A 23,237-nucleotide genomic window follows, 5' to 3' on the forward strand; every position below is an offset into this window, starting at 1 on the left:
GTACAACGGCTCTCATGAGCACGTCCCCCGCCGACCGCCGCACCGCCCCCGAACCCCTGCCCTCCCGCACCGCCGCCGTCCGGCCCTCCCCGGCCCTGTCGCCGGCCGCGTCCGGAACGGCGCGCCCCGGCCCCCGCCACTGGCTGCGCGCGGGCTGGCTGATGACGGCCTCCGGCTGGAGCGCCAACCAGTTCTCCGCCCTCCTCGGCGCCTACCGCGGCGACCTCGGCCTGACCACGGCCACCACCACCGCCCTCTTCGCGGTGTACGTCCTCGGCCTGGTCCCCGGGCTGCTGCTGGGCGGCCCGCTGGCCGACCGGCGCGGCCGCCGGCCCGTCGTCTTCACCGCCCTCGCCGTCGCCGCCGCGGCGACGTGCCTGCTGATGGCGGGCCCGGCGGCGGCCTGGCTGATGTGGCCGGGACGCTTCCTGACCGGCCTCGGCGCGGGCGCCCTGCTCACCGCGGGCAGCGTCTGGATCAAGGAACTGTCCTCCGCGCCGTACGACCCGGACACCGTCCCCGGCACGGCGGCCCGCCGCTCCGGGCTCTTCCTCTCCGCGGGCTTCGCCTCCGGCGGGCTCGCCGCCGCGCTGATCGCCCAGTGGGCGCCCTCGCCGATGGTCACGGCGTACGTCCCGCACCTGGTGCTCTCGGCGGCGGCCGCGGTGGCGGCCGCGCGGGCGCCGGAGACCGGCCGGACCGGGGCCGCGCACCGCGTGGCGGCCTGCGCGGGGCGCCCCGCCGCTCCTGAGGCACGCCCTGCCGCGCACGCGGGACCTGCCGCCCAGGCGGAGCCTGCCGCCCACGCGGGGCCCGCCGTGCACCGGCCGGCCGGTGCGTCCTTCCGGCGGCTGGTCGCTCCGGTGGCCCCCTGGGTGTTCGCCGCGCCCACCATCGCCTTCGTGACCCTCCCGGGGCTCGTCGGCGACCGCCTGGACGGCTGGCAGACCGTGTACGCGGGCGTCGCCACCGCCGTGACCCCCGGCGCCGGGCTCCTCGTGGCGCCGCTCGCCCGCCGCCTCGCCGCCCGGCACCGCCTCGCCACCGCCGTCACCGGACTGGCCGCCATCGCGCTCGGCCTCCTCATCGCCGCCGTCGCCGTCGCGGCCGTACAGCCCGCCGTGGCGCTGATCGCCGCGGCGGTGCTCGGCGGCGGCTACGGGCTGTGCGTGGCGTACGGGCTGACCGAGGTCGCCGCCCTGGCGCCGCCGCACCGGCTGGCCCGCCTCACCGCCCGCTTCTGGACCCTCGCCTACCTGGGCTTCTTCGCCCCGTACGTGATCACTCTGCTCAGCGCGCTGCTCTCGCCGCCCGCCCTCCTCGCGGCCGCGGCGGCCCTGGCCGTCCTCACCCTCGGCGCGGTCACCCGCGCGGCACACCGCGACGGGGTCTGACCGGGGCCGCCCCAGGAGACCCGTACCGGAAGGCCCGTACCGGAAGGCCACCCCCACCCCTGCGACGCCGCTCCCGCTCCGCATACGGAAGAATCGGATCGAGGTCTGGATCAACCTACGCGGAGGCAGTGTGTCCGGTTTTGTAGAAAAGCCCGAGGCAGTGGAGGTACCGGGGCTCACCCATCTCCACACCGGCAAGGTGCGCGACCTCTACCAGAACGCCGACGGCGACCTGGTCATGGTCGCCAGCGACCGCATCTCGGCCTACGACTGGGTCCTGCCCACCGAGATCCCCGACAAGGGGCGGGTACTGACCCAGCTGTCCCTGTGGTGGTTCGACCAGCTCGCCGACCTCATCCCCAACCACGTCCTGTCCACGGAGCTGCCGCCCGGCGCCCCGGCCGACTGGGAAGGCCGTACGACGGTCTGCACGTCACTCGCGATGGTCCCCGTGGAGTGCGTCGCGCGCGGCTACCTCACGGGCTCCGGCCTCGCCGAGTACGAGCAGACCCGCACGGTCTGCGGGCTGGCGCTGCCGGAGGGGCTGACCGACGGCTCCGAGCTGCCCGGACCGATCTTCACCCCCGCCACCAAGGCCGCCGTCGGCGAGCACGACGAGAACGTCCCGTACGAGGAGGTCGCCCGCCAGATCGGCGCCGAGACCGCCGCCCAGCTGCGGCAGTCCACCCTCGCCGTGTACGGGCGGGCCCGCGACATCGCCCGCGAACGCGGCATCGTCCTGGCGGACACCAAGTTCGAGTTCGGCTTCGACGGGGAGCAGCGGCTGACGCTGGCGGACGAAGTCCTCACCCCGGACTCCTCCCGCTTCTGGCCCGCGGACGTGTGGGAGCCGGGCCACCCCCAGCCCTCCTTCGACAAGCAGTTCGTCCGCGACTGGCTCACCTCGCCCGCCTCCGGCTGGGACCGCCGGGGCGAGCAGCCGCCCCCGCCCCTTCCCGCGGAGACGGTCGAGCGCACCCGCGCCAAGTACATCGAGGCGTACGAGCGGCTGACCGGACTGCCCTGGTCGTGACGCAAGAAGGCCCCGGTCCTGAGGACCGGGGCCTTTTCCCTGAGCGGACGACGAGGCTCGAACTCGCGACCTCAACCTTGGCAAGGTTGCGCTCTACCAACTGAGCTACGTCCGCCTGCCCCGCGCTCAGCGGCGCGGTGCGGGCTCCACTATAGCCAACCTCGCGCGCGGGCGATGCGCGCCGCCGCGTGACGGTTCTCCGCGGACAGCTTCGCGGCGGCCGAGGAGAGGTAATTGCGTACCGTCCCCGGCGACAGCGCGGCCCGCTCCGCGATCTCCGCGATGGGCGCGCCGTTCTCCGCGTACTCCAGCACCTCCGCCTCCCGTACGGTCAGCGGCGAGTCCCCGGCGCTGATGGCGTCGGCCGCCAACTCCGGGTCCACGTAACGGTTCCCGGCGTGCACCGAACGGATGATCTCGGCCAGCCGCTGGGCCGAAACGGTCTTCGGGACGAATGCCTTCACCCCCGCCTCCAGGGCCCGCTTCAGGTGGCCGGGACGCCCGTGACTGGTCACGATCATGGTCCGGCAGCCGGGCAGCCTGGTGCGCAGGGATGTGGCCACCGCCACACCGTCCGCCCCCGGCATCTGAAGATCCAGTACGGCGACGTCGGGACGGTGCGCCAGCGCCATCGCCAGCGCCTCCGGCCCCGAGCCGGCCTCGGCCACGACCTGGAGATCGTCCTCCAGGGCCAGGAGCGCGGCCAGCGCTCCCCGGATCAGGTGCTCGTCGTCGGCCAGCAGGATGCGCAGGGGCGCCGGGGTCCCTGCCGCGTCCGCAGCCGTGTGCGTGCCCGTGTCCGCCTCCGTGCCCGTGCCCGTGTCCGCGTCCACGGCCGCGCCCGGCACCTGACCCACTCCGCACCCCGGCACCGGACCGGCCGTCCGCCCCGGCCCCGCCGCTCCCTGCCCGTCCGCCCGCTGCGCCTCCACCACGGTCTCCGCTTCTCTCACGTCGTTCTGTTCCTGCGGCCGGGGTGCCCGGTGGCACCCCGGCAGATCCTCCGGCGCCGCGCGCCCGTACCGCACGTACCGCACGTACCGCACGTACTTACGCGGACTGCTGTGTCCGAGTGGGCTACCCGGCCGCGGCGGCCCCCGGCGCGTCCCCCTCCGCCATCTGATCCTTCTCCAGCGGTACGTGGGCCCGCAGCCAGAAGCGCCCGTCCGGCCGGGGGCCGATGTCCAGGGTGCCGTCGATGGCGGCGAGCCGTTCCCGCAGTCCGGCGATACCGCTTCCGGCGTCGCGGTGCACGGCTTCTTCCAGTACGCCGTCGTTCTCCATCGTGATCACCACCGCCGGGCCGGACGACGACGCCCCGGCCGCCCGTCCGCCACCGCCCGTACCGTCGGCCGTCACCCGCAGCGTCAGCCAGCAGGTGGCCGCGTTCGCGTGCCGCAGCACGTTGGTGGTGCCTTCCCGTACGACCCAGGCCAGCACCGACTGCACCTGCTGCGGCACATCGGCACTGTCCTCCTGGTCCATGAGGCACTGCACCCCGGCCGCCTGGAGCACCGCCCGTGCTCCCGCCAGCTCCACCTGGAGATCGGCCTCCCGGTAGGCGCGGACCACGTCCCGCACCTCCCGCTGGGAGTCCTGGGCCATCTGCTGCACCTCCGCCATCTGGTCGGCGGCCTCCGGCCGTCCCTTGCGGGCCAGCCGAACCGCCAGCTCGCTCTTGAGGGCGATCACCGCCAGGTTCCGGCCGACCACGTCGTGCATGTCCCGCGCGAACCGCAGCCGCTCCTCGGCCACGGCGAGCCTGGCCTGCGCGCCCTTGGCCTCGTCCAGCTCGCGCATCGCGGCGAGGATCCAGGCCCAGCTGCGGCACGTCAGCGGCGCGAAGACGGCGGAGATGGCGAGGACGATCGGCAGCCCCGCCACGAAGACGGGCGGAGCGCCCGCGAGGAGCATCCCCACCACCATCAGCACCGTGGTCACGCCGTACACCAGTGCCTGCCAGCGCTTCTTGATCACCAGGGACAGCAGGCTGTTGAAGGGCAGGGTGGGGAACAGCATCACCGTGAACAGGTCCCCCGGCTTCGGCCGCAGCTCGGACATGATCAGCATCGTGACCATGACCACCGAAGCGGCCGACAGCACCGCCGACACGGCGATCAGCCGCCACGGCGCGGGGGTGCCGTACACGTAGTGCGAGAGCCCGCGCCGTACGCCGGGGATGTAGACACCGCACTGCACCAGGCCCAGCACCACGATCGGCAGGGCCGGCAGCAGGGAAAGGTGCTCCGGGGCGGCCGCGGCGACGATCGGCGCGAACAGCCAGCCGAAGAGCATCAGCCACGGCGCGACGTACAGCGACCACCGCGCCCACATGGAGACCTGCGCGACCCTGCCGCGCCCCCGCAACTTGCGCAGCTGCCCGTGGAACACCGGCCCCGCACCCCCGTAGTCCTCAACGCCGTACATCGTCAGTGCCGTGGCTCCCAGCGGAACCACCGACGTACAGCAAACACCGCGAGCCCGGCCCAGGCCAACGCGATGACCAGCCGCTTCAGCGTTTCGGTGAGGTCTGCTCCGCCGATCCAGCCGTCCCGCACCAGGCCCATCACCGGCGACAGCGGCAGCAGCTCCAGGATGTTGGCGATCCTGTCGGGCAGGACGTCCAGCGGCAGGAACATCCCGGAGCCGATCATCGAGACGAAGACGAACGGCATCGTGGTCAGCTGGGCCGCCTCGGTGCTCTTGGTGATGGCCGTGGAGGCGGCGGCCATCGCCACCGCGATCACCATGCCCAGCAGCACGCCCAGCACCACCAGATGCGGGGCCTTGGGGAGGCCCGCTTCCAGGACGAGCCCGCCGCCGAACACCAGCAGGACGCACTGCGCCAGCCCCAGGAGCACCGCCGGCAGCGCCGTCCCGGCCAGGACCTCGCGGTCCGTCAGCTCGCCGCAGCGCAGCCGCTTGAGCACCAGCTCCTCGCGCCGCATCACCAGCGTGCCGGTGACGGTCGAGTACACCGCGAAGAGCAGGACGAAGCCGATGGTGCCGGGCAGCAGCACCGTGCCGACCGACAGGCCGTTGTCCTGGAGCGGCATCTGCGTGACCGCCTGCCGCATGGCGAAGGCCATGAGCACGGGCATCAGCAGGGTCATGAACAGCGCGGTCTTGTTACGGCCCAGCAGGGTCAGCTCGGCGCGGAACAGCGCGGCCAGCCGCTCCCGCGTTCCCGTACGGGCAGCCGCCGCGGCGCCCGCCCCGGGCCTGTTGTCGGCGGTCTTGACGTCGGCGACGCTCACTTGTCCTCCAAACCCTTGGCGATCCGCAGGAACGCCTCTTCCAGCGACGCCGAGCGGGCGTCCAGCCCCCGCAGCTCGATTCCCTTGTCCCGCGCCCAGAGCAGTACGCCGGTCGCGGCCCCTTGCAGATCGGTGGTCTGCAACCGCAAGGTCCGGCCCACCGTCTCGTGCCCGCTGACCCCCAGCGCGGGCAGTGGCGGCAGCTCGCCCACCGTGTAGCCCGGGGGGAGTTCGAAGGAGATCTGCGCGGGGTGGGTGGCCACCACGTCCGAGACGGTGCCGGAGGTCGCGATCCGGCCCCGGTGCATGATCGCGAGGCGGTCGGCCAGTTCCTCGGCCTCTTCCAGGTAGTGCGTGGTCAGCACGACCGTCGTGCCGCCCTCCCGCAGCTCCCGGATCAACTCCCAGGTGCCGTGCCGGGCTTCGGTGTCCAGACCGGTGGTCGGCTCGTCGAGGAAGAGCACCTCGGGCCGTCCCAGCGTCGCGGTGGCCAGGTCCAGCCGCCGGCGCTCGCCGCCGGAGAGCTGCTTGACCCGTACGTCCTTGCGGCGCGTCATACCGACCGACGCCAGCGCCTCACCGACCGGCCGGGCGCCGGTGGTGGCGCCGGCCCACATCCGTACGGTCTCTTCCACGGTCAGCTCCGTGGGGAAGCCGCCCTCCTGGAGCATCGCGCCGACGCGCGGCCGTACCTTCGCGCGCTCCGTGTACGGGTTGTGGCCCAGGACCCGCACCGTGCCGCCGGTCGGCGCGGCCAGCCCCTCCAGGAGTTCCAGGGTGGAGGTCTTGCCCGCCCCGTTCGTCCCCAGCAGGGCGAACAGCTCTCCGCGGTGGACGGAGAAGTCGATGCCCCGCACCGCCTCGAAGGCGTCCGTGCTCCCCTTCTTGCTCTTGCGGCCGCCCCCGGACGGCCCGTACCGCCTGCGCAGTCCCGTGACGTCTATCACGCGCTCGTTGCTGTCCCCGATGTTCATGCTTCAAGGCTCCCGCCGGAAACCGGCCCCGGGCAGTGCGGCTTGTCATCACCCCGGATGACAAATGTCAGGAGAGCGGGGGAGGCGCGGCGCCCTGCGGGCGGGCGGGGCGGGAAGGGGGCGACTCGGTGCGCGCGGGCACGCAAAAGGCCCCGGTCGAGATGACCGGGGCCTTTTTCCTGAGCGGACGACGAGGCTCGAACTCGCGACCTCAACCTTGGCAAGGTTGCGCTCTACCAACTGAGCTACGTCCGCAGGCATCCGACCGGCTTTCACCGGACGGCGCGACAGCTACTCTACCTGATCCACAAGAGTGGTCGGTACTGTCGGAGCGGGTGACAGGGATTGCACACTGCGCCTCCCCCTTGGAAAGGGGGCGCTCTACTACTGAGCTACACCCGCGTGACTCCTCGGGATCCGGCCTTTCGGCCTCGCCCCTCGGCGTGCTCCAGACTCTAGCTGATCAACAGGGGTGCTGCGCAACTCCGCTGCGGGGCAGCCGAAACCGGCCGCCGGTCCGGATTTCGCCCGGCCGTCACCCGGCCGCTGCCGGGATGCCGCCTGGTCACCACCGGGATGCCGGGGTGCCCGCCGCCGGGGGCGCCGCGCGGCCTCCGTCCGGCCGGTGCCGGGTGCCGCCCGCTCGCCGCCCGGACGCGGGTGGGCGGCCGGGCGGCGACGGGGGAGGGGCGGCCGGTGGCCGGCCGGGGTCAGCTGTTGGCCGCGTCGAAGGCCTCGTAGACCTTCTTCGGAATGCGGCCGCGCGGAGGCACGTCCATACGGTGGGAGCGGGCCCAGGCGCGCACGGCGGCGGGGTCCGGGGTCACGGAGGTGTGGTGGTACGCCTTACCGGACTTCGACTGCTTGCGGCCGGCCTCCACGAACGGGGCGAGGGTGCCGCGCAGTTTCTTCGCATTGGCGGGATTGAGGTCGATCTCGTACCACCTCCCGTCCAAAGCGAAGGTGACCGTCTCTGCGGCTTCTCCGCCTTCGATGTCATCGGAGAGCGTGACTACTACGCGCTGCGCCACGGATATCGGTCCTTTCGAGCAGCAACCCCGCCTTGACATGGGGGGATGCTGCAGATCCGGCTGATTGGGATCAATGCATTTTCATTTGTACAGCGGCGGGCAATGCATGGTGAAGCCCAGTTAATTTCCTCAGCGTGTCCTTCCGCAATGCGGACCCTAGGTCTTTTCTGAGATTTTCCCCACCGCTTACCGGGCCCGACGCCGTACCGTGACCGCACCGTCACGATATCTATGCGCGTAGATTTTCGAACACGGTACTGTGATGGCACCGCCTTACGCACCACACCATCGGGAGTGCCAGTGGCACGCGTCGTAGTCGACGTCATGCTCAAGCCGGAGATCCTCGACCCGCAGGGCCAGGCGGTGCAGCGCGCACTGCCTCGCCTGGGATTCGAGGGGATCGGCGACGTCCGTCAGGGCAAGCGTTTCGAACTTGAGGTGGAGGGCCCGGTCGACGACGCCGCCCTCGCCCGTATCCACGAGTTGGCGGAGACCTTCCTCGCCAACACCGTCATCGAGGACTTCACCGTCCACGTCGAAGACCGGGCCGGGTCATGACGGCGCGCATCGGCGTCATCACCTTTCCGGGCACGCTCGACGACCGCGACACCCAGCGCGCCGTCCGGCTCGCCGGGGCCGAGGCGGTGCCGCTGTGGCACCGCGACAAGGACCTCCAGCAGGTCGACGCCGTGGTCCTGCCCGGCGGCTTCTCCTACGGCGACTACCTGCGGGCCGGCGCCATCTCCCGCTTCTCGCCGGTCATGGACACCGTGATCGAGCAGGCCAAGGGCGGCCTGCCGGTCCTGGGCATCTGCAACGGCTTCCAGGTCCTGACCGAGACGCACCTGCTGCCCGGCGCGATGCTGCGCAACGACAGCCTGCACTTCATCTGCCGCGACCAGAAGCTGCGGGTGGAGAACGCGGACACCGCCTGGACCGCCGACTACACCGCCGGCCAGGAGATCTCCGTACCGCTGAAGAACATCGACGGCCGGTACGTCGCCGACGAGCGCACGCTCGACATGCTGGAGGCCGAGGGCCGGGTCGCCTTCCGCTACCTGACGCAGGGCGACACCGCCGACGGATACGGCAACCCCAACGGCTCGCTGCGCGACATCGCCGGCGTCACCAACGAGGCGGGCAACGTCGTCGGTCTCATGCCGCATCCCGAGCACGCCGTCGAGCCGCTGATCGGCACCGGCCGTACGGACGGCCTCGGATTCTTCACCTCGATCCTGAAGAAATTGGTCAACGCATGACGCTCGACACGGTCAAGCACGCAGCCGGGACGCCGGACACCGACCAGCCGTGGGCCGAACTGGGCCTGAAGCAGGACGAGTACGAGCGCGTCCGCGAGATCCTCGGCCGCCGTCCCACCGGCGCCGAACTCGCCATGTACTCCGTCATGTGGTCCGAGCACTGCTCCTACAAGAGCAGCAAGGTCCACCTGAAGCAGTTCGGGCAGAAGGTCCCGGAGAACGACGCGATGCTCGTCGGCATCGGCGAGAACGCGGGCGTCGTCGACGTCGGCCAGGGCTATGCGGTCACCTTCAAGGTCGAGTCGCACAACCACCCGTCCTACGTGGAGCCCTACCAGGGCGCGGCCACCGGCGTCGGCGGCATCGTCCGCGACATCATCGCCATGGGCGCCCGCCCGGTCGCCGTCGTGGACCCGCTGCGCTTCGGCGCCGCCGACCACCCCGACACCAAGCGCGTCCTGCCGGGCGTCGTCGCGGGCATCGGCGGCTACGGCAACTGCCTGGGCCTGCCCAACATCGGCGGCGAGGTCGTCTTCGACTCCTGCTACCAGGGCAACCCGCTGGTCAACGCCGGTGCCATCGGCGTGATGCGGCACGAGGACATCCACCTGGCCAAGGCGTCCGGCGCCGGCAACAAGGTCATCCTCTACGGCGCCAGGACCGGCGGCGACGGCATCGGCGGCGCCTCCATCCTGGCCTCCGAGACCTTCGACGACGCGAAGCCGTCCAAGCGGCCCGCCGTCCAGGTCGGCGACCCCTTCCAGGAGAAGCTGCTCATCGAGTGCACCCTGGAGGCGTTCGCCGAGAAGCTCGTCGTCGGCATCCAGGACCTGGGCGCGGCCGGACTGTCCTGCGCCACCAGCGAGCTGGCCTCCAACGGCTCCGGCGGTATGCGCGTGGAGCTGGACGACGTACCGCTGCGCGATTCGACGCTCTCGCCCGAGGAAATCCTCATGAGCGAGTCGCAGGAACGCATGTGTGCCGTCGTCGAACCGGCGAAGGTCGAGCGGTTCCTGGCGATCTGCGAGAAGTGGGACGTCACCGCCACCGTCATCGGCGAGGTCACCGACGGCGACCGGCTGGAGATCTACTGGCACGGCGAGAAGATCGTCGACGTCGACCCGAAGACCGTCGCCCACGAGGGCCCGGTCTACGAGCGTCCCTACGCGCGCCCCGCGTGGCAGGACAGCCTCCAGGCCGACGACGCCGGCAAGCTGCCGCGCCCGCAGACCGGCGAGGAACTGCGCGAGCAGGTCCTGAAGCTGGTCGCCTCGCCCAACCAGGCGGCCAAGTCCTGGATCACCAGCCAGTACGACCACTTCGTGCAGGGCAGCACCGTGCTGGCCCAGCCGGAGGACGCCGGCATGATCCGTATCGACGAGACGACCGGGCTGGGCGTGGCCATCGCCACCGACGGCAACGGCCGCTACGCCAAGCTGGACCCGTACCACGGCGCGCAGCTGGCGCTGGCCGAGTCCTACCGCAACGTCGCGGCGACCGGCGCCAAGCCGCTGGCGGTCTCCGACTGCCTGAACTTCGGCTCGCCGGAGGACCCGGCGGTCATGTGGCAGTTCTCCGAGGCCGTCCGCGGCCTCGCCGACGGCTGCCTGGAGCTCGGTACGCCGGTCACCGGCGGCAACGTCTCGCTCTACAACCAGACCGGCGAGGCCGCCATCCACCCGACCCCCGTGGTCGCGGTGCTCGGCGTCATCGACGACGTCAGCCGTCGCACGCCGGTCGCCTTCGCCGACGAGGGCCAGCTGATCTACCTCCTCGGTGACACCAAGGACGAGCTGGGCGGCTCGGCCTGGTCCCAGGTCGTCCACGACCACCTGGGCGGCCTGCCGCCGCAGGTGGACCTCGACCGCGAGAAGCTGCTGGCCGAGATCCTGATCTCGGCCTCCCGCGACGGCATGATCGACGCGGCGCACGACCTCTCCGACGGCGGCCTGGTCCAGGCCCTCGTCGAGTCGTGCCTGCGCGGTGGCAAGGGCGCCCGGATCGTCGTACCCGACGGGCTGGACCCCTTCGTCCTCCTCTTCTCCGAGTCGGCGGGCCGCGCGATCGTCGCGGTCCCGCGCAGCGAGGAGCTGCGCTTCACCGACATGTGCGGTGCGCGCGGCCTCCCGGCCACCCGCGTCGGTGTCGTCGACGGTGACGCGATCGACGTCCAGGGCCAGTTCTCCCTCCCGCTGAGCGACCTCCGGGAAGCCCACGAGGCGACCATCCCGGCCCTGTTCGCCTGACGCGGGGCCGGGCGGCCACGGCTCGTGTGCCATGGCTTGTGCGCCACGGCTTGTGCGCCATGGCTCGTGCGCCCGCTCGTACGGTGGCCCGTCCCTTGCCCGGGGGCGGGCCACCGCCGTCGTGAGGAGCCCACCCGGCGGCCGGCCCCCGGCTCAGCCGCCGACGGTGGTGTTCCTGGCCGCAGCGTTTGCGGCTGCGGTCTCCCTGGCCGCGGTCTCCCTGGCTGCGGCCTCCTCGGCCGCAGCATCCCCGGCCGCAGCATCCCCGGCCGCAGCATCCCTGGCCGCGGTCTCCCCGGCCCTCTCCTTCCCGAGACCGGCCGCCTCGGCGCCAGGCCCCTCCCCAGGCCCCTCCCCGGGCACTTCCCCAGGCCCCTCCTCCTTCAACTTCCGTATGCGCAGTGCCAGGAGCAGTGCCAGTACGAGCACGCCCGTGGAGCAGAGGAAGACCACGGATATGGAGGAGCTGAAGGCGTCCAGCGCGCGGGTGTGGGCCTCGCCCCGCAGGGCCGGTATGGCGCTGGTGGAGCCGCCGGGGCCGCGGTCGGCGTAGACGCGGGCCAGCACCGTTCCGAAGAGGGCCGCGCCCAGTGAGCTGCCCAGGGTCTGGAAGAAGCGGACGCCGGTCGTCGCCACGCCGAGCTGGTGGCGCGGCGCGGCCTGCTGGACCAGCACGATCAGCTGCCCCAGCGTCTGTCCGAAGCCCGCGCCGAGCAGGAGGAGTTCGGCCCGTACGGCCCACAGGCTCGTGTCCGTGCCGTTCGTCGAGAGCAGGAGCGTGGCCACGGCGGCGCAGGCCGTACCGCTGAGCACGGAAGACCTCTCCGACCAGCCGCGGGCGCCGAGCCGGCCCGTCACCAGGCCCGAGACGGCCATGCCGAGCGCCACCGGAATCATGAACAGGCCGGCCGAGGTGGGCTCGATGCCGCGCGCCAGCTGGAGATAGATCATCACGTAGACCATCGAGCCCATCAGGGCCACGCCGACCAGGCCCTGTACGGCGAAAGCCGTGCGCAGCGTACTGATGCGGAACATCGACAGCGGGAGCAGCGGTTCGGCCGCGGTGGCCTGCCGCCACAGGAACAGGGCGAGCAGCGCCACCGCCCCGCAGGCCAGGCCCAGGATCACCGGGGAGCCCCAGCTGTGGTCCCGGCCGCCCCACTCCGTCACCAGCAGCAGCGTCGTGGAGAACGCGGCCGCGAGGGCCGCGCCGAGGAAGTCGATGCGCCGCCGCCCGCCGTGGCGGGGCAGCTTGAGGACGAGGGCGGACGTGACGAGCACGACCACGCCGACCGGCAGGTTGACGTAGAAGATCCAGCGCCAGTCCGCGTGCTCGGCGAGCAGTCCGCCGACGACCGGGCCCAAGGCCATGCCGCCTCCCGCGACCAGCCCGCCCACCCCGGCGCCCTTGCTCGCTCTGCCCTCTCCCGGCCCCCTGAGCTGGGCGATGACGACCATGGTGACGCTCATCAGCCCGCCACCGCCCAGGCCCTGCACCGCGCGGAAGGCGATCAGCTGGTCCATGTCCTGCGCGGCTCCGCACAGCGCCGAGCCGAGCAGGAAGGTGGCGACGGCACCGAGGAAGACCCGCTTCGCGCCGACGGAGTCGCAGAGCTTTCCGTACAGGGGCAGCGCGGCGGTGGCGGCGAGCGAGAACGCGCTGATGAGCCACGGGATGCGGTCGACGCCGTGCAGCGGGTCCAGTTCGCGGACGATCGGGACCGTCACGGCCGAGACGATGTTCTGGTCGAGGACGGCGAGCAGCATCGTCGCGAGGCAGACGGCTAAGCCGACCTTGCGCTGAGCCGGCGTCATGCCGCCCGGCCCGTCGGCGCCCGGCCTGTCGGCGCCCGGCCTGTCGGTGCCCGGCCCGTCGGCGCCTGGGCGGGCCGCACCGGGCCCGGCGCCGCCGGGGGCGGCACGGCCCGTGGAGGTCCGCGAAGCAGCGGTGGAAGCGTTCATGGCAGCACCATGCCCGCAAAGCGTGGACCGAGTCAATAATTAATCCGGGATTATTATTTGCCCTGGTACAGTGGTGCCATGGCCGAGGAGCTGGGACTGCGCGAGCGGAAGAAGCGGCAGACGGAGCGGCGCGTCTGGCGGACCGCCGTCGAGCTGTTCCTGGAGCGGGGCTTCGAGAAGGTCTCCGTGCAGGAGATCGCCGCTGCCGCCGACGTCTCCAAGATGACCGTTTTCAACTACTACGGCTCGAAAGAGGACTTGGTCCTCAAGCCGATGGAGCATCACGCCGACGACGCGGCCCGTGCCGTCCGCGAGCGCGGGCCGGGAGAGTCCGCGCTGGCGGCGGTCTACCGCCAGTTCGTCGAGCTGCTGGAGCAGCGGGACCCGTCCGTCGGGCTGAGCGACAACTCGGAGGTGCTCAACATCCGCCGGCTCATCGTGGAAACGCCGGACCTCCTGCTGCGCGCGCACGCCAGCCGGATGCACGGCCTGCGGCAGCTCGCCGAGGTGCTCGCGCAGGAGTCCGACGGCGACCGGATGAGCGCCCAGGTCGCCGCGGGCCAGCTGATGGCCGCCCGGAACGCCCTCATCAACGAGAACCACCGCAGGCTGCTGGCCGGCGAGTCCGCCGATGCCGTGTACCCGGACGCGGTCGCGGCCGCCCGGCGGGCCTTCGGCCTGGTGGAGCGAGGGCTCGGGGACTACGCTCTGCGTCCCGCCGAGTAGCCTCGACGCCATGCCCAGTGCCCGCAAGCCGTCCGGCAGGTCCCGCACCCGCAGTTACGACTCCGCCAAGACCCGTGCCGCCGTCGTCGCGCAGTTCGGACATGTGCGCGCCGCCGTGGAGCGCCTGACCGCCGAGCAGTTCGCACGGCCCACGCGCCTGGGTGACTGGACGGTCCGGGAGTTGGCCGCCCACTTGGCCATGGCGCTGGAGCAGGTCCCCGCGACGCTCGCGCAGCCCGCGCCGCCCGCCCAGGAAGTCACCCTCGCCACCTGGCCGTCCGCGACCCGCGCACTGGCCGGGAAGGTCGACGAGATCGCCCGCGAGACGGCGGCCGGTGCCGCGCCGTCCGACCTCCTGGACCGCGCCGCTGCCCGCTACGCCGAAGCCGTCCCGGCGGCCCCCGACGACCGGCTGCTGGCAGCCCGTATCGGCGCGATGCGCCTGGACGACTTCCTGGTGGTGCGCTGCGTCGAACTGGTCGTGCACACGGACGATCTGGCCGCCGCCACCGGCCTGGAGATCCCGTTCGACCGCCAGGCCCTGGCCACCGCCACCCGGCTGCTCGCCGACGCGCTCGCCACCAAGGCGCCCGGCGGGTCCGTCGAGGTCCGGGTGCCGCCGTTCGCCGTCGTCCAGTGCGTCGAGGGCCCCCGGCACACCAGGGGCACGCCGCCGAACGTCGTCGAGACCGACCCGCTGACCTGGCTCCGCCTGGCCACCGGCCGTACGGACTGGCACGCGGCGGTCGACGAGGCCGCCGTGAGCGCCAGCGGCGAACGGGCCGACCTCGCAGCGCACCTGCCCCTCATGGGCTGAACCCCGGCGGCCGCCCCAGGCGGCGTTGCCTTCGTAAAGGCCGTAAAGGCCGTAAAGGCCGTAAGGGCCGCAAGGGCTGTAAGGGTCGCAAGGCAACAATCGTCGTATAGACCGCAAGAGCCGCATAGACCGCAAGAGTTACTTAAAGCGCACTCCCCATACAGCCATCCGGGTGAACACACGCCAACCGGACGCCCCCAGCCCCACCCCGAAGCCCCAAAACCCCGAAAAGAAAGCAACGCAAGACCGCCCCGAAAAACCCGGAAATTTCCAGAAGCGACCACCGAACCGCCGCCCTCCGAAAGGCGAGTGGCGCATCTCACCCCGCCCCGCACGGCGGCTCGCGCGGCACCGGAGGTCACCGACGGGCCGAGCGGCGGAATCCGAGGCGGGCGGGCCGGGCGTCGCGTGAAGGCGGCGTGAAGAGAAAAGCCGGGGAAAGCGGCGCTCAGCCGTGCTGCACGCGGCGGCGGACGCCCCCGGGCCCGCGACCGGGGCCGACGTGGTGGCGCCGCCCCAGGGGCCGCGAGCCCCGCCCCGCACCGCGATCCCGTCCGTGAGCAGGCGCTCACGGCGGGCGTTCGTCCACCTGGGTCAGAGCCCCCGGAGCCTGCTCCGGTTCGATCCCCGGTTCGGATGAATCGCGGACCTGCCCTAGACTCGGTGCTGTGCCACGTGGTGACGGACGACTCAGCCACGACCTGCTCCCCGGCGAGAAGGGCCCCCAGGACGCATGTGGCGTCTTCGGTGTCTGGGCTCCGGGTGAAGAGGTCGCCAAACTCACCTATTTCGGGCTGTATGCCCTGCAGCACCGCGGACAGGAGTCCGCGGGCATCGCAGTGAGCAACGGCTCCCAAATCCTCGTATTCAAGGACATGGGCCTGGTTTCCCAGGTCTTCGACGAGACATCCCTCGGTTCCCTCCAGGGCCACATCGCCGTGGGCCATGCCCGCTACTCCACCACCGGTGCCTCGGTGTGGGAGAACGCCCAGCCGACGTTCCGTGCGACCGCGCACGGCTCGATCGCCCTGGGTCACAACGGCAACCTGGTCAACACCGCCGAACTCGCCGAGATGGTCGCCGCGCTGCCCCGCGAGGGCGGCCGGGCGACCCAGGTCGCGGCGACCAACGACACCGACCTCGTGACGGCCCTGCTGGCCGGCCAGGTCGACGAGGACGGCAAGCCGCTGACCGTCGAGGAGGCCGCGCCGCGCGTCCTGCCGAAGGTCATGGGCGCCTTCTCGCTGTGCTTCATGGACGAGCACACGCTGTACGCGGCCCGTGACCCGCAGGGCATCCGCCCGCTGGTCCTCGGCCGCCTGGAGCGCGGCTGGGTGGTGGCCTCCGAGACGGCGGCCCTGGACATCTGCGGCGCCAGCTTCATCCGCGAGATCGAGCCGGGCGAGATGATCGCCGTCGACGAGAACGGCCTGCGCAGTTCCCGCTTCGCCGAGGCCAAGCCCAAGGGCTGCGTCTTCGAGTACGTCTACCTGGCCCGCCCCGACACCGACATCGCGGGCCGCAACGTGTACCTCTCCCGGGTGCAGATGGGCCGCAGGCTGGCCGCCGAGGCGCCCGCCGACGCCGACCTCGTCATAGCGACCCCGGAGTCCGGCACGCCGGCCGCGGTCGGCTACGCCGAGGCCAGCGGCATCCCGTACGGCGTCGGACTGGTCAAGAACTCCTACGTCGGCCGGACCTTCATCCAGCCCTCGCAGACCATCCGGCAGCTCGGCATCCGCCTCAAGCTCAACCCGCTCAAGGAAGTCATCCGCGGCAAGCGCCTGGTGGTCGTCGACGACTCGATCGTCCGCGGCAACACCCAGCGCGCCCTGGTCCGGATGCTCCGCGAGGCCGGCGCCGCCGAGGTCCACATCCGGATCTCGTCGCCGCCGATCAAGTGGCCGTGCTTCTACGGCATCGACTTCGCCACCCGCGCCGAGCTGATCGCCAACGGTCTGACCGTCGACGAGATCGGCACGTCGCTGGGCGCCGACTCGCTGTCGTACATCTCGATCGACGGCATGATCGAGTCGACGACGATCGCCAAGCCGGACCTGTGCCGGGCGTGCTTCGACGGCCAGTACCCGGTCGATCTCCCCGACCCGGAGCTGCTGGGCAAGCACCTCCTGGAGGCGGAGACCGCGGGCCAGGCCAAGCCGGACCTGGACGGCGTCGAGACGCTGACGGCCGGGGTCGGCGGCGCCGACGCGCTGCGCCGCCCGTAGAGCTCGTACACACCGACAGGAAAGATCTCATCGCCATGTCTGCCGAGTCTTTTGAGCGTGCCCAGCACGCGGGCACCAGCGCCAGCTACGCAGCAGCGGGCGTGGACATCGAAGCGGGCGACCGCGCCGTCGACCTGATGAAGCAGTGGGTCAAGAAGGCCACCCGCCCCGAGGTCGTCGGCGGCCTCGGCGGGTTCGCCGGCCTCTTCGACGCCTCGGCCCTCAAGAAGTACGAACGGCCGCTGCTCGCCTCGGCCACCGACGGCGTCGGCACCAAGGTCGACATCGCCCGCCGGATGGGCGTGTACGACACGATCGGCCACGACCTGGTCGGCATGGTCGTGGACGACCTGGTCGTGTGCGGCGCCGAGCCGCTGTTCATGACCGACTACATCTGCGTCGGCAAGGTCTACCCGGAGCGGGTCGCGGCGATCGTCAAGGGCATCGCCGAGGGCTGTGTGCTGGCCGGCTGCGCGCTGGTCGGCGGGGAGACCGCCGAGCACCCCGGCCTGCTCGGTGCCGACGAATTCGACGTCGCGGGCGCCGGTACCGGCGTCGTCGAGGCGGACCGGGTGCTGGGCGCGGATCGTATCCGTACGGGCGACGCCGTCATCGCGATGGAGTCCTCCGGTCTTCACTCCAACGGGTACTCACTCGTCCGCCACGTGCTGTTCGACCGCGCCGGGATGTCCCTGGACCAGCGGGTCGAGGAGTTCGGCCGCACGCTCGGCGAGGAACTGCTGGAGCCCACCCGGATCTACTCGCTGGACTGCCTGGCGCTGACCCGTACGGCGGAGGTGCACGCCTTCTCGCACATCACCGGCGGCGGTCTGGCCAACAACCTGGCCCGCGTGATCCCGGACGGCCTGCACGCCACGGTCGACCGGTCCACCTGGACCCCGGGCGCCGTCTTCGACCTGGTCGGCAAGGCCGGCGACGTCGAGCGACCGGAGCTGGAGAAGACCCTGAACATGGGTGTCGGCATGATGGCCGTCGTCCCGCAGGAGTCGGTGGACGTGGCGCTGGCCACCCTCGCGGACCGCGGCGTGGACGCCTGGGTCAGCGGCGAGATCGCCGAGCGTGGTGACCACACCGAGGCAGTGACCCTGACCGGTGACTACGCTGCCTGAGCCGGCCGCCCGCAGCAGGGCAGCACAGAACCCGGTCCGAGGTGGCTGCCCCGGACCGGGCCCGTGGAAATGCTGTGCACACCGTGCACGTACGACAGAGGAGACGTCGTACGTCAGGCGCGACGACGCTGCTGGGACGAGTTGCCCTCGTCCTCGTCATCGTCGTCGTGGTTGTAAAGGTCGGCGTACCGTGCGTACGGGTCGTCGTCCTCTTCATCCTCGAACGGCTCGCCGTTCGGCGGCTGCTGCTGCTCTGCCGGCTGTTGCGGCGATGCACCCAGCTCTTCGGCCAGGCGTGAGAGATCAGTCCCACCGCTGTTGTACTTCAGCTGGCGGGCGACCTTCGTCTGCTTGGCCTTGGCCCGGCCGCGCCCCATGGCTCGACCCCCTCAACGACGGGGCTCGACGGCCCCAGAGTCTTGACACGCGTTCATGATTCAGAGCGGACTCTCGACGGAGAGACCGGCCCGTAGGGCTTTAACGGTACCTGCTTCCGCGGCCATACGGTACGTCGCCCGCATCACCGACCGCTCGGCAGGACCGGCAGGGCGCCCCGTCCCCGCTGGTCAGCTGCGATTTTAACCTGTCCGGTCCGGCGACCCGCCGACGGGTGGTGAGGGATGTCTCCTTCACCACCCGTGATCCCTTACGGAGCGATCGTAGATCGTCGGGTGAGCGCTCCGCGGCGGTTTTCCGTACGCACGGTGACGGTCGCCGGTACGGTCCGTCACCGGCGAGGCGTCCGCGAGGCCGTACGGGCCCTCCCGGGGCCTTCCGTGAGCATGATCGGATCGCGATCGGCTTCAGTCGGACCCGAGCATTGCCGGACATTTAGTGGGTGGAATCAGTCGCGACGTCTGCCGCGACCGGCTGGAAAATTGGCCTGAACCGATCGGTCCCGGCCGGGTCGGCACCGCCGCCGTACGGCGGCGGCGAGATCAGGCCCGCCGGGCGTCCGCCATGCGCTGCTCGGCCAGCCGGTCCGCCGCCGCGGCGGGCGGAATGCCGTCCTCCTTCGCACGAGCGAATATCGCCAGCGTGGTGTCGAAGATCTTCGCCGCCTTGGTCTTGCAGCGGTCGAAGTCGAAACCGTGCAGCTCGTCGGCGACCTGGATGACGCCACCGGCGTTCACCACGTAGTCCGGCGCGTACAGGACACCGCGATCGGAAAGGTCCTTCTCCACGCCGGGGTGCGCCAGCTGGTTGTTGGCCGCGCCGCAGACCACCTTCGCGGTCAGCGCCGGCACGCTCTCGTCGTTCAGCGCGCCGCCCAGGGCGCACGGCGCGTACACGTCCAGGCCCGCGGTACGGATCAGCGACCCGGTGTCCGCGGCCACGCCGACCTGCGGGTGCCGGCTGCGGACGCGCTCGATCGACTCGGCGCGCACATCCGTGATCACGACCTCCGCGCCGTCCTGGAGGAGGTGTTCGACGAGGTGGTGACCCACCTTGCCGACCCCCGCCACACCGACCTTGCGGCCGCGCAGCGTCGGGTCGCCCCACAGGTGCTGGGCCGAGGCGCGCATCCCCTGGAAGACGCCGAAGGCGGTCAGTACGGAGGAGTCGCCGGCGCCGCCGTTCTCGGGCGAACGGCCGGTGGTCCACTGGTTGGTGCGGGCGACGACGTCCATGTCCGCCACGTACGTACCGACGTCGCACGCGGTCACGTAGCGGCCGCCGAGGGAAGCCACGAACCGGCCGTACGCGAGCAGGAGTTCTTCGGTCTTGATCAGTTCGGGGTCGCCGATGATCACTGCCTTGCCGCCGCCGTGGTCGAGGCCGGCGAGGGCGTTCTTGTACGACATGCCACGGGAGAGGTTCAGGGCGTCCAGCACCGCGTCCTCTTCGGAGGCGTACGCGTGGAAGCGGGTGCCGCCGAGGGCCGGGCCCAGGGCGGTGTCGTGGATGGCGATGACGGCTCGCAGGCCGCTGGCGCGGTCCTGGCAGAGGACGACTTGCTCGTGGCCACCCTGCTCGGAACGGAACAGGGTGTGCAGGACGCTGCCGTCGGCTGAGGGCGCCCCCTGCACGGAGTGCTTGGGGGAGGCAGAAGGACGTACGTCGGTCACGGTGGTGACTCCCATAAGTCGCGGAGGACGCCCTCCGGCGGCTCCCTGCTTGTGGCAGGGGGAGGGCCCGGAGGGCCGGTCGGGAAGAGAGTAAGACCTTGGAGGCGCGCTGATCGGTGCAGTGCGGAGGATCACCCTCTCCTGGGGGACGGACGTGGGACGATTTGCCGTATCCAGAGCCGGGTGGCGCAAGCCAACTACCGGCACTTTGCACCTCTTTGCCGTTATCTGCGGTGGTTCTGCGGACGTGACGTTGTAGGAAACAAAGGAGCGGGCGTGGCCCTGGCGTCGTCGGTGATGGTCCCGTACGCGGCATATCTACGGGTCTATGAGCCGCTCGCAGCGTTCCCCGAACCGGAGCGCTCCTACTGGGCGCGCTATGCCCGGCGGGCCAGCACCCCCACGGTTCAGGACGAACTTCGGCGGTCTCTGGCCGATTTGCTGCCCACCCCGCCCGTGCCGGTACCGGTCCACGAGAGCAGCGACGCCTTCGTCACGGTCGTGGACGGCGTGACGTGCGTCTGCCCCTGGCGGACGCGGCTGCGCGGCTGGCAGGCCCTGGAGGAGCTGTCCGAACTGCTCCCGGCGCCCGTGCTGGACGCCGCGCTGCCGCCGGTGGTGCGGCGTCAGGCGGCGGCGGACTACGAGGAGTGGCTGGAGCGCAATCCGGACGCCCGGCCCTGGATCCGCACCGCCACCTGGCACGTACCGGTGCGCTGGTTCGCCCTCTTCGGCGACGGCGAGCGGGAGTACACCAAGAGCGAGCACGGCCCGGTGCTGCGGTACCGGACGCCCATGGTGCAGGCGCGGCGCCGGGTGGCGCGGGGCCTGCGGACGCTGCGCGACTCCCTGGAGGAAGGGCCGCTGATCGACGGCCTGGTGGACGTGGGCCGCTGGCTGGAGGAGTTCCACCCGCGGGCGCTGGTGGAGCTGGACTACGGCGGGCTGGTGCACGCGGTGCCCGAGGGGCAGCTCGCCGAGGACCGGTCGGCCGCGGAGGTGGCGGAGGGGCTGGCTGCGCTGCGCGAGGGCGACGGCGACCGGGCCGGCGAGGCGTACGAGAAGCTGTCGGACCGGTGGCGCGAGGTGCGCGAGCGTCAGTTCGCCAGCTGAGGGGCGGTCACCACGGGAGGGGAACGGGGGGCGTCGCGGGCCGTGTGCCCGGTTCGCGCGGGCTGCGGCAGGCCGTCCTCGGTCCCGTGGAACGACAAAATGATCTGCGGCCGACGGGGTTCGTGCACACTACTGATACGAAGTCGTGGGACGTAGGTCCCGATCCGGGCGATTGCCCCAAGCGTGACCTAAAGCACTGACTTCGGGCCTTGCGGCCAAGCCATACCCTCGTGCCAAAATAGGACAAGGAGCCTGACAAGGGCCCCTTCCGCCCTAGTAAGGGCGGATAGTTCGGTATTGCGCTCCTTGGTGGGTCTGATGGCGGCTGATCACCGTGTGACTGATCGTCACGGTGGTGTGACTGTCCGCTATGGCATGGTCCATCGGCTTCCGCCGAGGTTGAACACCTGAGAGGGCAATTCCATCGGTTTGGCCGACGAGGCTGGACAGATGGTGTAGTTGTAGTGCCGAGGACAAGCCGTTCGTCCTATAACCGACTCGGCCCGCGTCCGCCATTTCGGGCAACGCGGGTCAAGGTGCAGAATTTAGAGGAAAGAACCGTGATGGTTCGGTTCTCCCGAGGAGGCCGCTCATGACCGCTCGCACCCCTGACGCCGAGCCGCTGCTTACCCCCGCCGAGGTCGCCACGATGTTCCGCGTGGACCCGAAGACGGTGACCCGCTGGGCCAAGGCAGGCAAGCTCACGTCCATCCGCACGCTCGGAGGACACCGGCGCTACCGCGAAGCCGAGGTTCGCGCGCTGCTCGCGGGCATTCCGCAGCAGCGCAGCGAATCCTGAACAACCGCATAACCGGGCTGTTTTCGGGCCCCCCAACCCGGCCTCGGCCCATGGAGCCCCACCCGGCTCCGCTCAGCACCACCTAGCACCACACAGCTCCATACGACGCGGAGCCTGCCCCAACAGGCCCCACACCCGCAGCACCTGGGTACGTCATCGATCGCGCTGGACTCCGCCGGGTCCAGCGCGATCTTTTTTGTGCGCGCCGAGGCCCGTGCGGGCAGCCGGTCCGGCCGGCTGGACACCGCCCGCGGGGGCCGCCGAGGACGGGCCCCCGCTGTTGTCCGGTCCAGTCCGGGGACTGCCGGTCGGGCGGTGCAATTGCACATATTAAATTGACCCGGTGTAGGACGGCCGTAAGGTTCACGGTTCCTGAAACCCACCCGGTGACACCCGTCACAGAGCGGGAAGGTTGTGGCGGCAGCGCCCCTGCGATAGAGGGGGCCGCACGCTCCCGCTCCCTCAACAGCCTGCCACCGCGGGGCCGGTGGGAAAGGCGCCGTTGGTCACCGAGCCGGGGGACTTTGGTCCTCGTCCGCCTTCGCGGGTGCCGGGGCGGGCGCGCCGGCCGTCACCGATGGCGCTTCGGGGGACACCGGGTCCGTGCCCGGTGCGGCCTCAGAAGCCGTTGAGGGCCCCGTGGAGGGTCTCGCGGGCTGTCGGGCGCCGGAGTCGGCGGCCTGGGTGCCCGCGGCGCGGCCGCGGGGCTCCATGGCGAGTCGCAGGAGGCGGGCGCAGACGGGGCAGTGGCGGGTCAGGTGGCGGTAACCCGTGGCGGCCGACAGGTGGGCCCGCAGCAGCGCCCTGGTCTCGTGCCTGGCGGCTGTCGACATCGCACACTCCTCCCGGCCTCGCACCCTTCCTCGTGACTACCGGTGGTACGTGCCCCAGTCAATACGCGCATCGGCCCAGGCCCGTACGACCCGGACCTTCAGGCCACGGAGCGGCGCGTCGCTCCCGTCCGCACTCCCCGGACGCCGGGCAACGCAAACGGCCCGCATCCCTGAGGGATGCGGGCCGAACGATGCGGTCCTGACGGGATTTGAACCCGCGGCCTCCACCTTGACAGGGTGGCGAGCACTCCAAACTGCTCCACAGGACCTTGGTGCGGCTTCCGCTTGCGCGGTGCTGCGAAACAAGACTCTACAGCAGGTCAGGGGGTGCGGTCGAACCCGGTCCCGAAGGCCCGCCGAGGCGGG

20 protein-coding genes and 4 tRNA genes are annotated in these 23,237 nt (G+C 71.4%); 11 read left to right on the plus strand and 13 right to left on the minus strand.

Annotation, left to right across the window (positions count from 1 at the left end):
* The first annotated feature begins 14 nt into the window (after positions 1-14).
* Entirely contained in the window at positions 15-1,394 is a 1,380-nt protein-coding gene (locus A6A06_RS31500; RefSeq protein ID WP_079194465.1) for an MFS transporter, read from the plus strand.
* Between the two features lie 130 nt (positions 1,395-1,524).
* Entirely contained in the window at positions 1,525-2,427 is a 903-nt protein-coding gene (locus tag A6A06_RS31505) for a phosphoribosylaminoimidazolesuccinocarboxamide synthase (protein ID WP_073765767.1), read from the plus strand.
* A 42-nt stretch (positions 2,428-2,469) separates the two neighbouring features.
* Here A6A06_RS31505 and A6A06_RS31510 read toward each other — a convergent pair.
* The 8 genes from A6A06_RS31510 to A6A06_RS31545 all read right to left on the minus strand — a co-directional run bounded on the left by A6A06_RS31510 (position 2,470) and on the right by A6A06_RS31545 (position 7,689).
* Positions 2,470-2,542 (minus strand) — tRNA-Gly (locus A6A06_RS31510).
* Between the two features lie 34 nt (positions 2,543-2,576).
* A complete protein-coding gene (locus A6A06_RS31515; RefSeq protein ID WP_073766073.1) occupies positions 2,577-3,179 on the minus strand; it encodes a response regulator transcription factor in 603 nt (200 codons plus the stop codon).
* A 325-nt stretch (positions 3,180-3,504) separates the two neighbouring features.
* Complete coding sequence (locus tag A6A06_RS31520) at positions 3,505-4,884, minus strand: sensor histidine kinase (protein WP_242441034.1); 1,380 nt, start codon at positions 4,882-4,884, stop codon at positions 3,505-3,507.
* Positions 4,857-5,684, minus strand: a complete 828-nt coding sequence (locus A6A06_RS31525) for an ABC transporter permease (RefSeq protein WP_073765771.1) — start codon at positions 5,682-5,684, stop codon at positions 4,857-4,859. Before A6A06_RS31525 ends, A6A06_RS31520 begins: the two co-directional genes overlap by 28 nt.
* Complete coding sequence (locus tag A6A06_RS31530) at positions 5,681-6,658, minus strand: ABC transporter ATP-binding protein (protein ID WP_073765773.1); 978 nt, start codon at positions 6,656-6,658, stop codon at positions 5,681-5,683. Before A6A06_RS31530 ends, A6A06_RS31525 begins: the two co-directional genes overlap by 4 nt.
* 182 nt (positions 6,659-6,840) lie before the next feature.
* Positions 6,841-6,913 (minus strand) — tRNA-Gly (locus tag A6A06_RS31535).
* A gap of 75 nt (positions 6,914-6,988) precedes the next feature.
* Positions 6,989-7,060, minus strand: a tRNA-Gly gene (locus A6A06_RS31540).
* A 308-nt stretch (positions 7,061-7,368) separates the two neighbouring features.
* The gene (locus A6A06_RS31545) at positions 7,369-7,689 is read right to left on the minus strand and encodes a histone-like nucleoid-structuring protein Lsr2 (protein WP_073765775.1); all 321 of its coding nucleotides are present in this window, start codon (positions 7,687-7,689) and stop codon (positions 7,369-7,371) included.
* A gap of 300 nt (positions 7,690-7,989) precedes the next feature.
* On the opposite strand from A6A06_RS31545, the gene purS reads away from it, so the two are divergent.
* Genes purS through purL form a run of 3 tightly spaced genes read left to right on the plus strand, consistent with a single transcriptional unit; the run spans position 7,990 to position 11,194 of the window.
* Positions 7,990-8,247 carry a phosphoribosylformylglycinamidine synthase subunit PurS gene (purS, locus tag A6A06_RS31550; RefSeq protein ID WP_073765778.1) on the plus strand — a complete coding sequence of 86 codons (258 nt, stop codon included), beginning with the start codon at positions 7,990-7,992 and terminating at the stop codon, positions 8,245-8,247.
* On the plus strand, positions 8,244-8,948 hold the full coding sequence (gene purQ, locus A6A06_RS31555) for a phosphoribosylformylglycinamidine synthase subunit PurQ (RefSeq protein WP_073765781.1): 705 nt from the start codon (positions 8,244-8,246) through the stop codon (positions 8,946-8,948). The genes purS and purQ overlap by 4 nt, the downstream gene beginning before the upstream one ends.
* Positions 8,945-11,194, plus strand: coding sequence for a phosphoribosylformylglycinamidine synthase subunit PurL (purL, locus tag A6A06_RS31560; protein ID WP_073765783.1), 2,250 nt, complete (start codon positions 8,945-8,947; stop codon positions 11,192-11,194). The genes purQ and purL overlap by 4 nt, the downstream gene beginning before the upstream one ends.
* 153 nt (positions 11,195-11,347) lie before the next feature.
* On the opposite strand, the gene A6A06_RS31565 is transcribed toward purL, so the two are convergent.
* On the minus strand, positions 11,348-13,009 hold the full coding sequence (locus tag A6A06_RS31565; RefSeq protein WP_079194487.1) for an MFS transporter: 1,662 nt from the start codon (positions 13,007-13,009) through the stop codon (positions 11,348-11,350).
* Between the two features lie 225 nt (positions 13,010-13,234).
* On the opposite strand from A6A06_RS31565, the gene A6A06_RS31570 reads away from it, so the two are divergent.
* From A6A06_RS31570 to purM, 4 genes are all read left to right on the plus strand, one after another.
* A complete protein-coding gene (locus A6A06_RS31570) occupies positions 13,235-13,882 on the plus strand; it encodes a TetR/AcrR family transcriptional regulator (protein ID WP_073765785.1) in 648 nt (215 codons plus the stop codon).
* Positions 13,883-13,892: 10 nt separating this feature from the next.
* Positions 13,893-14,699, plus strand: coding sequence for a maleylpyruvate isomerase family mycothiol-dependent enzyme (locus tag A6A06_RS31575; protein ID WP_073765787.1), 807 nt, complete (start codon positions 13,893-13,895; stop codon positions 14,697-14,699).
* 668 nt (positions 14,700-15,367) lie between these two features.
* On the plus strand, positions 15,368-16,927 hold the full coding sequence (gene purF, locus A6A06_RS31580; protein WP_073765789.1) for an amidophosphoribosyltransferase: 1,560 nt from the start codon (positions 15,368-15,370) through the stop codon (positions 16,925-16,927).
* 35 nt (positions 16,928-16,962) lie between these two features.
* Positions 16,963-18,057, plus strand: coding sequence for a phosphoribosylformylglycinamidine cyclo-ligase (purM, locus tag A6A06_RS31585; RefSeq protein ID WP_073765791.1), 1,095 nt, complete (start codon positions 16,963-16,965; stop codon positions 18,055-18,057).
* Positions 18,058-18,170: 113 nt separating this feature from the next.
* Here purM and A6A06_RS31590 read toward each other — a convergent pair whose 3' ends face one another.
* Complete coding sequence (locus A6A06_RS31590; RefSeq protein WP_073765793.1) at positions 18,171-18,434, minus strand: DUF3073 domain-containing protein; 264 nt, start codon at positions 18,432-18,434, stop codon at positions 18,171-18,173.
* Between the two features lie 561 nt (positions 18,435-18,995).
* On the minus strand, positions 18,996-20,141 hold the full coding sequence (locus tag A6A06_RS31595) for a Leu/Phe/Val dehydrogenase (RefSeq protein ID WP_079194466.1): 1,146 nt from the start codon (positions 20,139-20,141) through the stop codon (positions 18,996-18,998).
* A gap of 261 nt (positions 20,142-20,402) precedes the next feature.
* Between A6A06_RS31595 and A6A06_RS31600 the strand changes: the two genes are divergently transcribed.
* On the plus strand, positions 20,403-21,239 hold the full coding sequence (locus A6A06_RS31600) for a hypothetical protein (protein WP_073765795.1): 837 nt from the start codon (positions 20,403-20,405) through the stop codon (positions 21,237-21,239).
* Between the two features lie 592 nt (positions 21,240-21,831).
* Positions 21,832-22,038 (plus strand): developmental transcriptional regulator BldC, encoded by a 207-nt coding sequence (bldC, locus tag A6A06_RS31605; RefSeq protein WP_003980577.1) that lies wholly within the window; start codon positions 21,832-21,834, stop codon positions 22,036-22,038.
* 506 nt (positions 22,039-22,544) lie between these two features.
* On the opposite strand, the gene A6A06_RS31610 is transcribed toward bldC, so the two are convergent.
* Entirely contained in the window at positions 22,545-22,871 is a 327-nt protein-coding gene (locus A6A06_RS31610; RefSeq protein ID WP_073765797.1) for a DUF6274 family protein, read from the minus strand.
* 194 nt (positions 22,872-23,065) lie between these two features.
* Positions 23,066-23,140 (minus strand) — tRNA-Asp (locus A6A06_RS31615).
* Between the last annotated feature and the right edge of the window lie 97 nt (positions 23,141-23,237).

Source organism: Streptomyces sp. CB02923 (assembly GCF_001905005.1).
In the GTDB taxonomy this organism is placed as follows: domain Bacteria; phylum Actinomycetota; class Actinomycetes; order Streptomycetales; family Streptomycetaceae; genus Streptomyces.

Excerpts from the sequence above, each read along its gene's own strand:
- purL (WP_073765783.1), top strand. The coding sequence starts at position 8,945 with ATGACGCTCGACACGGTCAAGCACGCAGCCGGGACGCCGGACACCGAC.
- bldC (WP_003980577.1), top strand. The coding sequence starts at position 21,832 with ATGACCGCTCGCACCCCTGACGCCGAGCCGCTGCTTACCCCCGCCGAG.
- A6A06_RS31590 (WP_073765793.1), bottom strand. The coding sequence starts at position 18,434 with ATGGGGCGCGGCCGGGCCAAGGCCAAGCAGACGAAGGTCGCCCGCCAG.
- A6A06_RS31595 (WP_079194466.1), bottom strand. The coding sequence starts at position 20,141 with ATGGGAGTCACCACCGTGACCGACGTACGTCCTTCTGCCTCCCCCAAG.
- A6A06_RS31530 (WP_073765773.1), bottom strand. The coding sequence starts at position 6,658 with ATGAACATCGGGGACAGCAACGAGCGCGTGATAGACGTCACGGGACTG.
- A6A06_RS31500 (WP_079194465.1), top strand. The coding sequence starts at position 15 with ATGAGCACGTCCCCCGCCGACCGCCGCACCGCCCCCGAACCCCTGCCC.
- purQ (WP_073765781.1), top strand. The coding sequence starts at position 8,244 with ATGACGGCGCGCATCGGCGTCATCACCTTTCCGGGCACGCTCGACGAC.
- A6A06_RS31610 (WP_073765797.1), bottom strand. The coding sequence starts at position 22,871 with ATGTCGACAGCCGCCAGGCACGAGACCAGGGCGCTGCTGCGGGCCCAC.
- A6A06_RS31575 (WP_073765787.1), top strand. The coding sequence starts at position 13,893 with ATGCCCAGTGCCCGCAAGCCGTCCGGCAGGTCCCGCACCCGCAGTTAC.
- A6A06_RS31565 (WP_079194487.1), bottom strand. The coding sequence starts at position 13,009 with ATGACGCCGGCTCAGCGCAAGGTCGGCTTAGCCGTCTGCCTCGCGACG.
- purM (WP_073765791.1), top strand. The coding sequence starts at position 16,963 with ATGTCTGCCGAGTCTTTTGAGCGTGCCCAGCACGCGGGCACCAGCGCC.
- A6A06_RS31570 (WP_073765785.1), top strand. The coding sequence starts at position 13,235 with ATGGCCGAGGAGCTGGGACTGCGCGAGCGGAAGAAGCGGCAGACGGAG.